General features: G+C 43.9%; 13 protein-coding genes. 9 read left to right on the top strand and 4 right to left on the bottom strand.

Annotated elements, in window-relative coordinates; all coding sequences use genetic code 11:
- The first annotated feature begins 4 nt into the window (after nucleotides 1-4).
- The 6 genes from ACTXGH_RS11455 (at nucleotide 5) to ACTXGH_RS11430 (ending at nucleotide 5,539) form a co-directional block, all read left to right on the top strand.
- A complete protein-coding gene (locus tag ACTXGH_RS11455; RefSeq protein ID WP_439296594.1) occupies nucleotides 5-610 on the top strand; it encodes a 3'-5' exonuclease in 606 nt (201 codons plus the stop codon).
- Between the two features lie 59 nt (nucleotides 611-669).
- On the top strand, nucleotides 670-2,715 hold the full coding sequence (gene dacB, locus ACTXGH_RS11450; protein WP_439296595.1) for a D-alanyl-D-alanine carboxypeptidase/D-alanyl-D-alanine endopeptidase: 2,046 nt from the start codon (nucleotides 670-672) through the stop codon (nucleotides 2,713-2,715).
- Nucleotides 2,716-2,831: 116 nt separating this feature from the next.
- Nucleotides 2,832-3,347, top strand: a complete 516-nt coding sequence (locus ACTXGH_RS11445; RefSeq protein WP_439296596.1) for an ABZJ_00895 family protein — start codon at nucleotides 2,832-2,834, stop codon at nucleotides 3,345-3,347.
- A gap of 134 nt (nucleotides 3,348-3,481) precedes the next feature.
- Nucleotides 3,482-4,012, top strand: a complete 531-nt coding sequence (locus ACTXGH_RS11440; RefSeq protein WP_439263204.1) for a DUF421 domain-containing protein — start codon at nucleotides 3,482-3,484, stop codon at nucleotides 4,010-4,012.
- A 69-nt stretch (nucleotides 4,013-4,081) separates the two neighbouring features.
- The gene (rlmH, locus tag ACTXGH_RS11435) at nucleotides 4,082-4,570 is read left to right on the top strand and encodes a 23S rRNA (pseudouridine(1915)-N(3))-methyltransferase RlmH (RefSeq protein ID WP_439263202.1); all 489 of its coding nucleotides are present in this window, start codon (nucleotides 4,082-4,084) and stop codon (nucleotides 4,568-4,570) included.
- A gap of 87 nt (nucleotides 4,571-4,657) precedes the next feature.
- The gene (locus tag ACTXGH_RS11430; RefSeq protein ID WP_439296597.1) at nucleotides 4,658-5,539 is read left to right on the top strand and encodes a DODA-type extradiol aromatic ring-opening family dioxygenase; all 882 of its coding nucleotides are present in this window, start codon (nucleotides 4,658-4,660) and stop codon (nucleotides 5,537-5,539) included.
- A gap of 31 nt (nucleotides 5,540-5,570) precedes the next feature.
- On the opposite strand, the gene ACTXGH_RS11425 is transcribed toward ACTXGH_RS11430, so the two are convergent.
- Both ACTXGH_RS11425 and ACTXGH_RS11420 read right to left on the bottom strand, forming a co-directional pair.
- Nucleotides 5,571-7,064: an amidase gene (locus ACTXGH_RS11425; protein ID WP_439263198.1), complete on the bottom strand. Its 1,494-nt coding sequence runs from the start codon at nucleotides 7,062-7,064 to the stop codon at nucleotides 5,571-5,573.
- Nucleotides 7,065-7,248: 184 nt separating this feature from the next.
- Complete coding sequence (locus tag ACTXGH_RS11420) at nucleotides 7,249-10,605, bottom strand: DNA translocase FtsK (RefSeq protein WP_439263196.1); 3,357 nt, start codon at nucleotides 10,603-10,605, stop codon at nucleotides 7,249-7,251.
- A gap of 694 nt (nucleotides 10,606-11,299) precedes the next feature.
- Between ACTXGH_RS11420 and trxB the strand changes: the two genes are divergently transcribed.
- From trxB to ACTXGH_RS11405, 3 genes are read left to right on the top strand one after another with little or no spacing between them, the layout of a single operon-like run.
- A complete protein-coding gene (gene trxB, locus ACTXGH_RS11415) occupies nucleotides 11,300-12,334 on the top strand; it encodes a thioredoxin-disulfide reductase (protein ID WP_439296598.1) in 1,035 nt (344 codons plus the stop codon).
- Nucleotides 12,335-13,126 (top strand): leucyl/phenylalanyl-tRNA--protein transferase, encoded by a 792-nt coding sequence (aat, locus tag ACTXGH_RS11410; protein WP_439296599.1) that lies wholly within the window; start codon nucleotides 12,335-12,337, stop codon nucleotides 13,124-13,126.
- Between the two features lie 56 nt (nucleotides 13,127-13,182).
- Nucleotides 13,183-13,623: a MerR family transcriptional regulator gene (locus ACTXGH_RS11405; RefSeq protein ID WP_299221656.1), complete on the top strand. Its 441-nt coding sequence runs from the start codon at nucleotides 13,183-13,185 to the stop codon at nucleotides 13,621-13,623.
- A 42-nt stretch (nucleotides 13,624-13,665) separates the two neighbouring features.
- On the opposite strand, the gene rimI is transcribed toward ACTXGH_RS11405, so the two are convergent.
- Nucleotides 13,666-14,157 (bottom strand): ribosomal protein S18-alanine N-acetyltransferase, encoded by a 492-nt coding sequence (gene rimI / locus ACTXGH_RS11400; protein ID WP_439263189.1) that lies wholly within the window; start codon nucleotides 14,155-14,157, stop codon nucleotides 13,666-13,668.
- A 120-nt stretch (nucleotides 14,158-14,277) separates the two neighbouring features.
- Nucleotides 14,278-14,487: EF-Tu C-terminal domain-related protein (locus tag ACTXGH_RS11395; protein ID WP_459112913.1), on the bottom strand; the 210-nt coding region annotated here is incomplete at its 5' end.

Here is a 14,487-nt window from a genome sequence, read left to right as displayed (position 1 = left end):
TGATATGAGTTGGTTAAAGCAGTTATCTTCTACGTGGCAAAAGTCGCAATTGCAGCGTCCTGAGCTGGCATCGATGTTTGACAAACCTATAGCTGAGCAATGGGTCGCGATAGACTGTGAGATGACGGGGCTCAATCCAAAAAGGCATCACCTATTATCGGTAGCAGCGATTCATATCAACGGTAATATTATCGATACAGGCAATGGTATGCATCTGGTTTGCAGGCCACCTGTGATGCCTGATCGTGATACCATTGTCATTCATGGTCTGCGTACTGCTGACGTTGAAAACGGGATGAGCTACGATGAGATGCTCGAGTTACTATTACCGTTTATTGATAATCGGCCGATAGTTGGATTCTGCCCAAAGATAGATACTGGCTTCTTAAACCCTTTGGTAAAGCGCTATATGGGTACTACTTTACCCAATGACGTCATTGATGTGCGGCATTTATATAGTCGGCGTATGAGCGGCCAAACCCAAGGTCTCTCTGGTCAATCGCAGCATCTGACCAGTATCTTAGCGCATTATGATATTCCTGAGCTTGGTACTCACGATGCTTATAACGATGCCATCATGACGGCCATGGCATTTTTACATGTACGCTAAAGATTGCCACCGATTCATGTTACTATAGGCGGTTTTTGCCACCTGATGGTAGACCATTCATGCAACTCACCTCCAAACTTTGCACGCCTCCTACAACGATTGCCAAACTGAAAATTTTTTGCACTTATTTGCGACCGCTTAATCAGTCTAGCAAACGCTTATCAACGCTTGCACTATTTGCCACAGCTATCATAACGCCACTTCACGCACAAGCAGCACTACCAGACGCTATCCAAGCAGCACTATCGCGAGCAGAGTTAACAGCTGCTGACATCAGTATTATTATCACCCCAGTGGGTGACAAAAACGCCAGCCGACTACCTCCTCCGATACAGGTTGTTGACAGCAATATTGATACTCAGACTCAGCTTGCAAGCAACACTTCTGAGGCTAATAGCACCAGTCAGAAAACGGCGCAAACCAATAACCATAATGGCAAAAATAATGCTGATAGCCATGCTACAAACTATGTTAAAAACGATCCTAGTCAGCAGATTACATTGACTACTATTGAGAAGCGCACGATTAAAAAGCATGAGCAAAAAATACACGCTTATACGGATGACCCCTATACTTATCAAAGCCTAGAAAGCATTCCAACAGTACTCCCAGACGATGTAAACTCAACGTCTATTAATAATGCTAATAGCGATGAAGATGCCAATGTAAGTACTGATGTAAGTACTGATAAAGACAGTAGTGCTAACGCTGCTACGCCCGCGATCAAAATTTCATTTTCACCTTTATTAAGTCATCAACCAGATATCGCGCGCACGCCAGCCAGTACGATGAAACTGGTGCCCAGCTTTATTGCTTTAGATACGCTAGGCGCTAACTTTGTCTGGCAGACACGCGTCTATCATACCGGTATTATTATCGGCGATCGTCTACTCGGTGACTTGGTTATTCAAGGAAGTGGCGATCCCAAAATGACCCATGAGCGTTTGCAGCAGCTACTCTATAAAGTGCAAGCAGCAGGTATTCGTCATATCAGCGGTGATATTATTATCGATAGCGGGGTTTTTAAAAATGTTGGCAAAGATCCTGCGGCCTTTGATAACGCACCATTGCGACCTTATAATGCCAGTCCTGATGGTTTTTTGGTAAACTTTAGCACTATCGGCATCAAAAGCTATCCCTTAAATGAGGGACAAGCGCAGCTGACTTATAAACCGCAACTGGCAAATTACCAACTGCCTAATACGATAAATACGCGCTCAGCTTACTGTGGTCAAGCCCGTTATAGCCTAGCGCCGCAGTGGCAATCCCAACAGCTAATCTTAAATACCACTCTACCAACTAGCTGTAAAGAGCATGTTTTTTATGTCGCGTATCCTGATGCCAAAGATTTTTCGGCACGCGTCATTGCTGCCAAATGGCAAGAGCTAGGCAATACGCTAAGCGGGAACGTCATTACTCAAGAAACCCCTTTTGATGCGGCAAAAAATACAAAACCAACACGTGGTCTAGCAGCGCTGCCCATATCACCGCTCCCTCTTGTTAGTTATCCATCGTTAAATTTAACTCAGCAAATTTATGACATCAATCACTTCTCTAATAATGTTATGACTGAGCAAGTAGCACTATCAATAGGAGCTTATGATGAGACAGCTAATAATAAAATAATAAACAGTCAAACAAGCAGCTTATACCAGTTTGGTAAGCCTACTGCTACAGACTATTCTGTTGCCTTACAAACCATGAGCCAGTGGTGGCAAACTCATCTAAGTACGCCGCCGCCATACTTGACCAATGGCTCAGGACTCTGCCGCGACTGTACAATCACAGCGGCCAACTTAAGCGAGCTGTTAACATACGCTTATAGTCATCCAAGCTTTGACGCCTATGTCAACTCTCTAGGTATCGCGGGTGTCAGCGGTACTATTGCCGCTCATAGCGAGCGTTTACCTGAGTCGGCAGCTATTGGTCGTGCATGGATAAAAACGGGCACTTTAAATAATGTCACCTCGATGGCAGGTTATGTCAAAGGAGCGTCCGGACAAGATTATGTCGTCGTCGGTCTTATCAATACCGAGCAGGCACTAAACGCTTATAATGCTAGAACGGTGTTGGACACCATGCTCGACTGGACTGCGCAGCACTGATTTTCTATCAAAAAAGTAGCTCTACAGCATCTATTTGAGAGCGCTGGTTTTGCTTTTATCGACTACTTACTACATTTATATCCATTATACGTTTTTATTTTTATAAAGGTCAGCTTATGTCACGCAAGACAACCAATCTTAGCAAGTCTACTGCCCAGACAGGTCGCAATGATCAACTGCCAAACTCTCAATCAGACTCACCTAAGCTGGCTCAATATATCGGTTTTTTCGCGATTGGTTATATTCTTACCAGTACGGTATTTATGATGATCCAAACTCAAGTTACTCTCAACTCGCACTTGGTCACTGTGCTCTCTATCATCATCGGTGCTTATATTGCGGTATATAAATTTATCAAGCATCATAAGCGGGCGCTAGGTAGAGATGAGATCAATCGTTTAGTGTTTGGCGGAGTGGCTGTCGTTTGGCTGCTGACTGCCGTTTATTTTTTGGGCATATGGTTCTTGCTGTTTGATGAGGTGAGCCGTGAGGTATTATTTGAGATGACTATACAGCAGCCCCTGCCTCTACTCTCTGCGTTAATCATGATATTGGTGCTCACCTTCATCAGTGCGCGAATCAGTATCCTACTCTTAAATCGTCTACTGGATCCAAAACGAAAATCATCTTAAAGACTGACAATCTATCTATAACGTACTACAAATTTTCTGCATTATTTATACTTAAATTCCGTTACGCTGGATTAAACTGCCTTTATTAATCTAAGAATTTGAAATATTTTGTATTATAGATAGGAGTAAATACGATGGACATGCTCTTTTTTGACAGTATAGATAAGCTTGGACGTATTGTTTTAACCACAGCCATGGTTTATATATTAGTTGTGATAACAACCAAAGTCTCAGGCAAACGCTCTACCTCACAGCTAAATAACTTTGATTGGATCGTCACCGTGATGATCGGCTCGCTGGGTGCGAGTACTATCTTACTCAAAGAGATTCCGCTTATCGAAGGCTTTAGCTCAATCTTGGTACTTTATGTACTACAATTTTTGGTGACCAAATATGCGGCGATTTCACCACAATTTAGTAACGTTATTTTGTCCGAACCCCGTATTGTTTTTTATCAAGGACAATACTTACCAGAGGCTATGCGTACTGAACGCTTAACCCGTCAAGAGCTTGAGTGTGCCATGCGCTCTGAAGGTGTAAGGAGCTTGGATGATGTTGAAGCGATTGTCTTTGAATCTGATGCCAAGCTGACTGTCATCACTAAAGACAGTAGTAACCAAGATACAGATAGTATCTCTGAGACACTATCTCCGTTGACTGATTAACAAGAGACGATTGAATAAATTATATTTAGTCGTTATAAAATAAATCAAAAAACTAAGGAGCAAGCGGCAATGAAAGTAAGGCTCTTAACCGTTGGTAATAAAATGCCCAATTGGGTACAAAGCGGCTTTAATGAATATTATAAACGTATCCAGCCTATGCTCAGCACCGAAATCGTTGAGCTGGCCGCAGCCAAACGAGCCAAGAACCCTTCTGATGCCAATTTGGCGCAGTATCGCGAGCAAGAAGGACAGACAATCTTGGCAGCTCACACAACTGCTACCCGTGAACAGCTTTGGGTACTGGATGTTAAAGGTAAAATGCTATCGACAGAAGGTCTGGCAGAAAAACTCGCGGATGCTATGCAGCAAGGCGATGATATTGCGTTCGTAATCGGCGGGGCAGATGGCGTCTCGCAAGACGTGTTGGCGCAGGCGGATGTAAAATGGTCATTGTCAGCGCTGACGTTACCGCACCCTTTGGTAAGAGTAGTATTGATGGAGCAGTTATATCGAGCGATGAGCATCAACCACAATCATCCTTATCACCGTGGTAACTAAAGACGCTTATACAAGCGTCGTAAAACTAATCTATCAGAAAATTCAGCGCAAGATTGAAAAACCCATACGTGCCCTAATAAACGGTACATGAGCTATCCGAAACTTGCAAAACCTATGCCGTCTAACCATCTTTATGATCATGCTAAAGCGATCGAGCCCATCAGTGCGGCTATCGCTTGGGCAGATGCACCTGCAGGACTCAATAATGCAGCAAGACTGCCAGCGTTATTTATATCTCATGGTGCACCGACGCTTGCTATCGAGCAGTCTGCGACCACGAACGCCCTTGCTCGAATAGGACAGAACTTACCCAAACCTCGTGCTATCGTTATTATGTCTGCGCATTGGCTGTCTGCCAAGCTTGAGATTAGCAGCAATCCCAAACCTAAGACCTGGCATGATTTTTCTGGGTTTGATCCTAAATTGCACGAATTACAGTATCCTGCTCAAGGTCATGCTGAGCTAGCTGAGTCTTTAGCGCAGCAGCTAACAGCACGCGGTATCATTTGTAGTGCCAATCCAATGCGAGTCTGTGATCATGGTGTTTGGGCCCCGCTCAAACATCTGTATCCAGAAGCAGATGTCCCTATCGTACAGATATCTTTGCCGCAGCACTATGATAGTATGTCTCTTTATCAGCTGGGTGCGCAGCTTGCTTGTCTGCGCGAACAACAAATACTTATTATCGGCTCAGGTAATATCACTCATAATTTGCAAGCGCTACGCTGGCAGGCTGATAGCATTGATCCTGCCGCCAAAGATTTTAAGCTATGGTTGTTACAACAGCTCAAAACAGACATTCCATCGGCGCTAGATTGGCAACAGTATCCTGATTATAAAAACATCCATCCAAGCGATGAGCACCTGTTACCGATATTTTTTGCACTAGGCGCAGCGCAGCGCGTGTCTGTTGTGCATGAAAGTATGGCGCATCATAGCCTTGGGATGGATATCTATCGCTTTGACTAGATCAATTCTACAACCCTATTACTTGGTATAGTTACTTCTCAAAAGCCGCCTTAGTAAATAATCCTGCGCGCTCAATCTCTCCTGCCAAACTTAGTAGTGTGGTCTCATCATTCATACGACCGATCAATTGCATGCCAATTGGCAGACCCTTTTTACTCATTCCAAGTGGCAGTGACATGGCAGGTAAGCCTGTGACATTACCGAGCAAAGTAAACGCCATTTTGCTCAGTACAGGATGGCTAAGCTTCTCAATCATCCCTGAGCTAAAGGTATATTTACCCATATTAATACCTTTATTTAATAGACCTGAGGTGCTCATTAATATCTCGTCTACTCGGCTTGGTGGCAACACTCCATGCTTCACCGCTGTCGTTGGTACTGTGGGACATAAGATCATATCGTATTGCTCAAGTAGCCTACCCGTCTGGTATTGGCTATTATGCCAGCCGTGTTTTGCATGTACTAAATCGACAGCAGACAATGAGCGGCCAAGCATCGCCATATTGTAAGTTTGCGGCTCAAGGTTTTGCACATGCTGTTTGCCATGGCAGCGCTCAATATCGTCGATAGTAAAAGCCGTATGGGCACACACCACTACGATAAAATCATGCCAAAATTTCTCGATATTAATGTTTGGTTCAGCTGGCACAACGCGGTGCCCCATAGCCTCCAATTGCTTAGCGGTTTTTTCCAGAGTAGCCAACACCTCTTTATCCACTACAGTATCGGCAATGAGTGGCCGCTGATGTAAAGCAATCGTCAGCGGACGAGGTGCACGCATTGCTGCTTGCAAAAATGTGCCATTGGGCGGAGCAATCACATAAGGTGCACCCACCTCAGTACCACTCGTCGCATCAAGCATCGCTGCACTATCACGCACCGTGCGCGTGATGGCATGATCGGCGATCGCGCCATCCCAGCCTTCACCAAATGCAGGACCAATTGGATTGCGGCCGCGACTAGGTTTAAGGCCAAATGCACCGCACCATGCTGCAGGAAAGCGTATCGAGCCGCCGCCATCTCCTGCGCCTGCCATCGGTACAATACCGCTGGCGACTACCGCTGCACTACCGCCCGATGAGCCACCAGAGCTATAGCCCTTTTTGAATGGATTGTGGGTAGCTCCATGTGCTTTGGGCTCAGTAGTAATGATTAGACCAAACTCGGGAGTATTAGTCTTGCCAAAGGTATTAACGCCACTGGCTTTCATGCGTTTGACAATTTCGCTGTCGTAATCGGTCATGATATTGACACTGCGACTGCCCATCGTTAATGGCTCATCAGAGAAATAGAAAGACAAATCTTTGAGAAGATAAGGGACACCAGTAAATGCACCTTTCGGTAATCCTGCTTGCGCGGCATCATAGGCACGCTCATCAAAGCGGTGAATAATGGCATTAAGCTTTGGATTGAGTTTGTTGGCTTGATTGACGGCAGCATCTAACAACTCTTTAGCGCTGACTTGTCCTGAATTGACCAATTCTGCTAATCCTAGCGCGTCGTACTGAGTATATTCTTTAAACATTTTTGCATCCTTGCTTAGAAATAATTTTACTTATGATCATCAAACCTATTGAGTATATCGGTTTAGATAGCAGACGAATAGACACCTATCAGTACTGCTCTGTTCATTACTCTATTTATTAAAACGAAAAAGCGAGCCACTATTGCGACTCGCTTTTTCTTTTATTAGCCAGATTTACCTGTATTTACATAAGCAACTCACGCTTACCACTTTTACCCATGGAGCTGACCAGTCCAGCCTCCTCCATAGAGTCGACGATGCGCGCCGCGCGGTTATAACCGATACTAAATTTGCGTTGAATGCTAGAAGCAGATACTTTACGAGTCTCCATAATAAAGGCGACTGCATCATTATAAAGATCGTCGTCTTCACCAGATGCACTACCAGCACCACCACCGCCAGGGCTCGACAATTCAAAATTGCCCGCCATGTTGTCGATATAGTCTGGTGCACCGCGTTCACGCCATGCATCGCACACACGGTTGACCTCTTCGTCACTAACGTACGCCCCGTGGACGCGATCTGGCTCAATCTGTCCTGGCCCCAAGAACAACATATCACCGTTGCCAAGCATGTCTTCTGCCCCGCCGCTATCCAAAATTGTCCGTGAATCGACTTTTGAATTAACCCGTAATGCCGCACGTACTGGAATGTTGGCTTTAATCAAACCAGTAATGACATCGACCGATGGACGCTGAGTGGCGAGCATAAGATGAATACCTGCCGCCCGCGATTTTTGAGCCAAACGCGTGATAAGCTCTTCTGCTTGCTTACCGACCTGCATAATCATATCGGCAAACTCATCCGCAACAATGACAATCATCGGCAAGGTTTTAAGCTTCGGTGCTTGGTCAATGCTTACACTGTCGTTAGGTCGCCATAATGGATCAAGCATCGGTTTGCCAGCTTTTTCAGCAGCTATTACCTTTTTGTTAAACTCATTAAGTTTACGCACTTTTAGCAAGCTCATTAATTGATAACGGCGCTCCATCTCAGCCACACACCAAGATAAGCTACTAGCCGCTTCTGTCATATCGGTGACGACAGGCGTTAATAGATGTGGAATGTCATTATAGTTGGCCAGCTCAAGCTGCTTTGGATCAATGAGAATCAGGCGCAAATCATTTGGCGTATATTTAAGTAGCATCGAGAGCAGCATTGAGTTTACCAATACTGACTTACCAGAACCTGTTGTACCTGCAACCAACATATGCGGTGCACGAGCAAGATCAGTAATAATAGGATTGCCACCGATATCTTTACCCATTGCCATGCTGATTTGCGCTTTAGGGTCTTTGTATTTTTCAGTATTTAAAAGCTCAATCAGACGCACCATTTCGCGTTTTTTATTCGGCACTTCGATGCCGATATAAGGCTTACCTGGAATGACTTCGACCACACGTAATGACGCCATAGACAAGGAGCGCGCAAGATCACGTGAAATACCCGTAACCTTACTGGCTTTTACCCCAGCGGCCAAATCTACTTCAAAGCGCGTGACGACTGGTCCTGGAATCGCATTTACGACCGAGGCTTTGACATTAAACTCCTGTAGTTTAATCTCCAATAGCTCTGATAACTGCTCAAGCTCTTGAATGGTATAGCTTGGCTTACGATCAGGATCTGGTTTATCTAAGATAGACAGCTCTGGAATGGGGGTCAGCTGCGCACGATATTGAGCGGTTTGCATTGAGCGTGACTTTTGACTAAACGCTGCATCATCACTGATATCAGGCATGACTGGCGCATCTGTATCGCCCAAACGACTATCGTCTTCTGGCATCATATCGGTAATATGATTACTACTATCACCCTTGGGGACGGCAAAGCTCATCGTTGGTTTGGACGCTGCTATCGGCTCAACACTTACGCTTGGATTAACGCTTTCTACCGCCGGCTCAGCTTTTGACGCCGTCTTTGGATTGGCAGGTGGCGTATTGGTCGGGGTCATATCTTTCGATATCACCGGCTCTTGTACGTTTAACTTTCGTTTAACCTCAACGTTGTCAGTTTCCGCCGCTCTCTCTTTTATTATAAGCTCTTCAGCTACAGTCTCTTTGGATATAGGTTTTTTCTCTACAGCTTCTTTAGCGACAGACTCTGTAACTATAGGCTGCTCGTCAACCACTGGTGAAGCTTGATGTTCAGCCCTCTTCGTGGCTTCGCGTATTGGATTTTGATGGTCGGTGACGACGTTATCAGCAGAGGTGGTATGCTCAAACGAAGATGCTTTATCTGCCTTTGCAGGCTCGTTCTCAGCTAGCCAAGTATTTGCCAACGCATCTAAATTGGGTGTTTGTTCAATAGCAGCAGTCGTATCTATTTGTTCAGATTTGATTGCATCAGATTGGTTATTTTCAAACGCTCTATCGTCATATTCTACTGCTTGCTCAAAATCTACATGAGTTTCTACAGGTGCAGATATAACAGGATCTGTAGCGGGCATCGGCGTTGATACGTATTGATCTTTCTCAGATTCAGTGGCCAATAAATCATCGACCGTACCAGCATCATTCCATGCAAAGCTAGGTTCAACTTTACGAGTAGGCATAGTGGGTGCTACTACTTGTGTCTTATTATTAGCGTTTTCAGTATGGTTATTCGATATAGGAGCTGATGCTTGCGAGCTGTCATACATAGTAGCCTGATTTGTAGCAGACTCAGCAGCATTGGCTGCAACAGTCGCCTTGACGCTAGCGCCAAGTCCTGACTTGGCCAAAAAATCCGTTAGCGCATGACTAAAGCGACTATTATTATCTGGCGTATGGCTTACGCCAGCGGTTTGTAGCTCGAGGGGTAGTTGCTCGTAGCCATCGGCACTTTGTTTCGCTTTACGTTCAGTGCTTGTATGGTTGTTAGTACTGGCAGCTAACTTATGAGCTGCGCTGTTTTCCTCGTCGTTAGATGCTGTATTATCAGAGCCTTGCTGACTGTAGATATGCTGAACACTATTATCTTTGACACCTGAGCCAAGCCATGACAAATCGATAAGCTTACCATATAACTTATGCCAATGAATATTGAACGCAAACGTCGCAGTGATACCGACAAACCCTGCCAAAAACAATACACTTCCCCACTGCGATAATAGCTGCGTCAGGCGTGCTTGCAACTCAAGCCCGATGATGCCGCCTGCAACGCCTTCAAGGCCTGATGCAATAGGGTCTGTAACTTGCTGTACTAGAGCAACAATTTGCGCAAACAAGGCACTACTACTTAGTATTAAAAAGACATAAGCCACCAAGCGTAGCAACCAAAACGTCGGCTTATTGTCCCACCAAATCAAGATAGATTCATAGATTAAAAAAGCCAGTAGCCACCAAGCGCCAAAGCCAAAAAAGCTATAGAACAGATCAGACAACCATGCGCCTGTTGAGCCGCCCATATTATTAATCGTCGTCATATCACTGCTAATATGCGACCAGCTAGGATCATTGCCGGTATAGGTCGATAAAATAACGAACAAATAAACGGCCAAAATTATCCCAAGAAAGGTAAATATCCCTTTTTTTAAATACTCAATAAGCGGTGCTGATATCACGTAAAATCTGCCTTGTTATCCATACTAAATAGTCGTCAGTCCATGATTAAGCTGAATCATGCTGACATAAAGTGCTGACATAGATTGACGTAGCCAAATACTTATAAACAGTCTTTATAAACGGGGTCTATAAAAAGCATCTATAATAAAACAGCTATTATAAGGTATCTTATTGCTATACATGACGTAAAAGTCGTCGTTTAACATTTAAAATAGGTACTTAGCACTCTATGTTAGTAATATGCTTGCCTATCGCTAGCCGATGTTACTCACACTCTAGGCGTTTAGCATAACTTCTTATAATAACAAATACATAGCTCGATTGGGGACGATGTTATGAATAAAACGTGCAAGAAAACACACCGATAACGAATTTATAAATAAGTAGAGACCTCAACAAAATAGCGAAGGCAATCTCATTGAAAAATATAGCTATGAACACTATTGATTGACTATAATTAACCTTCAACAAAAGAGGTAAAAAATTATAACGCTCTACTCAGATAAATCTTGTGCAAAATTGAGCTGCACAAACACAGCGAGCATACTTTAATTGTAATAATATCCATATTAGTTTTAGCAAACTTGCACTTCTTAGTAACGGCCCTTATGTTAGTATCACATATCATTAAAATCACTCAATCATTTCTAGTTTTTTATAATCATCGTTTATCAAATTTAGCAAGGAAAAAGTATGTCAACTGAAAACAACACTGCTACTCAAGAAACGCGTCACGAAAAACTTATCATTTTAGGCTCAGGTCCAGCAGGTTACTCTGCCGCCGTCTATGCTGCACGTGCCAACCTAAAGCCAGTAATGGTTACTGGTATGGAAGTAGGCGGACAATTAACCACCACCACTGAAGTCGATAATTGGCCAGGTGATGCTTATGATTTGACAGGCCCTGTACTGATGGATCGTATGAAGGCACACGCTGAGCGCTTCGGTACCGAACTGGTCTACGATCATATCAATGCTGTTGATCTAAGTACGCGTCCTTTCAAGTTGACTGGCGACAACGGCAGCTATAGCTGCGATGCTCTTATTATCTCAACAGGTGCATCAGCGCAGTATTTAGGTTTAGAATCAGAACAAAAATTTAAAGGTTTGGGCGTGTCCGCTTGTGCAACCTGCGATGGGTTCTTTTATAAAGATCAAAAAGTTGCGGTGATTGGTGGTGGTAACACCGCTGTTGAAGAAGCGTTATATCTATCAAATATTGCCTCTGAAGTCACATTAGTGCATCGCCGTGATAGCTTACGTTCTGAAAAAATTCTACAAGACAAACTGTTTGAAAAAGCCAAAAATGGTAATGTGAAAATCGAATGGAACCATAAAGTCCAAGAAGTGGTTGGTGATGATATGGGTGTCAACGGCATTATCATTGAATCTATGATTGATGGTAGTACCAAACAGTTAGATAGTCATGGTATGTTTGTAGCAATCGGTCATAAGCCTAATACTGATTTATTCAAAAATCAGTTGGACATGAAAGATGGCTATCTTATCGTCAATAGCGGCTTGAATGGTAATGCTACACAAACCAGTATCGAAGGGGTGTTTGCAGCAGGTGACGTCGCTGATCACGTCTATCGTCAAGCCATTACTTCTGCTGGTACTGGTTGTATGGCAGCGCTCGATGCCGAAAAGTATTTGGATGCTATCGGAGAAGCGACCGCCACCGATCATACATATGCGTCGACATTAATTGCTGATAAAGAAGCCTAAATGGGCAACTTCTCTCAACAAAATGATAGTCATATCACGCCTGAGACTTTAAAAAGTCTTGGGCGTTATGACTTTCCTGACCCTATTTCTATCGATCCAGATGGTATCGGTATCGTGGCGATAGGTGGCGATCTAGCACCTCAAACGCTGATTTCCGCCTACGCGCAGGGATTATTCCCTTGGTTTAACGAAGATGAGCCTATCGCTTGGTGGTGTCCTGAGCCGCGTTGCGTCATAGTGCCGACCGATTATAAGCCAAGCAAATCGCTACGCAAGCAAGCAGACCGTACTCGTTGGCAGCTGACGCTCAATCAGGCGTTTGATGATGTGATTCATGCCTGTAGTTTACCGCGCAGTGATGGTTTGCCTGAAGGTGAGCATACTTGGATACATGAGGAAATGATCGAGGCTTACACAGCACTTCATGCTCATGGATTTGCCCACAGTATTGAAGTTTGGGATGAGAAAGGCGCGCTCATTGGTGGACTTTATGGGTTAAAAATAGGCCGTATTTATTTTGGTGAGTCGATGTTTCACCGTGCCTCTAATGCCTCAAAAATTGCATTCTGGGGCTTGATGCGTTTGTGCGAACAAAGCAATGTCGCACTTGTAGACTGTCAGTTGCCAAATGATCATTTAATAAGCTTAGGCGCAACGACTTTACCGCGCCCTAATTTTTTAGCGCAGCTAGATACGCTGATTGGCAGTGGTTCAACCACATGGCGAAAAGATTCTCACAAATCCTTATCCGTATCGCTAATTGATACAATAGAGCCATGGCAACTTAAGTGAGAACAAATGCTATTGTAATAACAAACCTTTTATAATTGTTGGTCAACGAGGTTAGTATGGCACCTGATACATCGTTTTTACTGATTGGAAAATTGGCAACACAGGCCAATACGACCAAGGACACCATACGCCATTATGATCAATTGGGGCTGCTAAAATCACGTAAGCGTCAAGCTGGATCTCGTCTCTATACTGAGTTTCATTCAGAGTGTATTGAACGTATCGAGCTGATCAAAAGCGCTCAAGCTATTGGCTTTACGCTCACTGAAATCAAAGACAGCCTTAATGACTATTATGATGGGCATCTCAACCTTGATGATCAACTGATGCTGACGCAGCAAAAGCTTACGCAAGTGAAAAAGCAACAGGCGAATATAAATCGTATGGTCGAGTTACTCACTGAGCGTATTGAAGTACTTGAACGTATGAAAGCAGACAGTACTTATAACATTGATGGCGCAGACTGTAAAATACCTAACGCTGCCCCTCCTCTATAACCTCTTCAAAAAATGCGAAACTCACAATACTAAATCACAGTGCTATAGCAAACGTTGCATGATGAGCGCATCAATTGCTGGCTGATTCGGTATACGATAATAGCCCTGACGCTTATAAATCATTGAAAACCCTTGCTGTTCATACAAAGCTATCGCAGGAGCATTGTCCGCCCGTACTTCTAACAGTAGCGTCTCCACATCTTTATTTATCAATTCAGTATTTAATTTATCAAAAATCTGCGAGGCGATACCTTGGCGTTGACACTTAGGACGAGTACCAATTCGTAGAATTTCTGCCTGCTCAAATACTATCTGATACAGACAATAACCCACTATTTTATGGCTAGCAATTTTTTCTTCTTTGCCTTTATCATAAGCAATCAGGATATGATTGTTATCTTGCTCTAGCAAATCAACCATTGCTTGACACGACCACGCCTCTTGCGCCTGCACCATAGCTTCAATATTCGCTACCATTTGTATTATTGTGACAAAATCTAAATCGTGATTTGACAGACTTTTTATAGTAGCCATTATGCTTCCTCGTCTTACTCTTCATCAAAAAAAAGCCACCCTTATATAAGGATGGCTTTTTAACTAAAGGCTTCACACTCATCAGACTAAGCTGAATGCAGCAAACCTTGCAATGTCTTCTTAGTCATTAACGTTAGCAACAACACCAGCGCCTACTGTACGGCCGCCTTCACGAATTGCAAAGCGAAGACCTTTGTCCATAGCGATTGGGTGGATAAGCTCGACGCCCATCTCAACGTTGTCACCAGGCATAACCATTTCAGTACCGTCTTGTAACTGGATTGCGCCAGTGACGTCAGTGGTACGGAAGTAGAACTGTGGACGATAGCC

The organism is Psychrobacter sp. 1Y10, from assembly GCF_052259005.1.
Classification (GTDB): domain Bacteria; phylum Pseudomonadota; class Gammaproteobacteria; order Pseudomonadales; family Moraxellaceae; genus Psychrobacter; species Psychrobacter saeujeotis.
The sequence above is the reverse complement of the archived record's forward strand: the minus strand, read 5'-3'. Positions and strand labels throughout refer to the sequence as shown.

Coding starts and splice junctions, on each gene's coding strand:
- ACTXGH_RS11430 (WP_439296597.1), top strand. CDS start 4,658: ATGAGCTATCCGAAACTTGCAAAACCTATGCCGTCTAACCATCTTTAT.
- ACTXGH_RS11455 (WP_439296594.1), top strand. CDS start 5: ATGAGTTGGTTAAAGCAGTTATCTTCTACGTGGCAAAAGTCGCAATTG.
- ACTXGH_RS11440 (WP_439263204.1), top strand. CDS start 3,482: ATGGACATGCTCTTTTTTGACAGTATAGATAAGCTTGGACGTATTGTT.
- rimI (WP_439263189.1), bottom strand. CDS start 14,157: ATGGCTACTATAAAAAGTCTGTCAAATCACGATTTAGATTTTGTCACA.
- trxB (WP_439296598.1), top strand. CDS start 11,300: ATGTCAACTGAAAACAACACTGCTACTCAAGAAACGCGTCACGAAAAA.
- ACTXGH_RS11445 (WP_439296596.1), top strand. CDS start 2,832: ATGTCACGCAAGACAACCAATCTTAGCAAGTCTACTGCCCAGACAGGT.
- dacB (WP_439296595.1), top strand. CDS start 670: ATGCAACTCACCTCCAAACTTTGCACGCCTCCTACAACGATTGCCAAA.
- ACTXGH_RS11405 (WP_299221656.1), top strand. CDS start 13,183: ATGGCACCTGATACATCGTTTTTACTGATTGGAAAATTGGCAACACAG.
- rlmH (WP_439263202.1), top strand. CDS start 4,082: ATGAAAGTAAGGCTCTTAACCGTTGGTAATAAAATGCCCAATTGGGTA.
- ACTXGH_RS11425 (WP_439263198.1), bottom strand. CDS start 7,064: ATGTTTAAAGAATATACTCAGTACGACGCGCTAGGATTAGCAGAATTG.
- aat (WP_439296599.1), top strand. CDS start 12,335: ATGGGCAACTTCTCTCAACAAAATGATAGTCATATCACGCCTGAGACT.